At 71.2% G+C, this 309-nt stretch carries 1 pseudogene; it reads left to right on the plus strand.

Features of this window, described 5'->3' with window-relative positions:
• A pseudogene (locus tag JL475_RS39490) lies at positions 1-229 on the plus strand (hypothetical protein); the annotation flags it as partial.
• Positions 230-309: the final 80 nt, after the last annotated feature.

Consider the following 309-nt stretch of genomic DNA (forward strand, 5'->3'; position numbering starts at 1 on the left):
CCTGGACCGGCACGAGTCGGTGCCGGTGCGCGACGAGCTCACCGGCGAGACCTATCACTGGGGCAACACCAACTATGTGCGGCTGGGACCGGGCGGCGCGCATGTGCTCGTCGTCGGCCGGGGAGCCGACGGCCGCACGGCACCGACCGCCACCGCCGCGGCCCCGGATGAGCACGGCACGGCTCTGCGACCGTCCACCCCGCAGATCGGAGGGTCACCCGCATCATGATCGTCAACGAGCCCGTACCGGACACCTTCGAGGACACCCCGGCGAAAGACCGCGACCCGGACTGGTTCAAACGGGCCGTC

It is taken from the genome of Streptomyces sp. M2CJ-2 (assembly GCF_016757295.1).
Classification (GTDB): Bacteria; Actinomycetota; Actinomycetes; order Streptomycetales; family Streptomycetaceae; genus Streptomyces.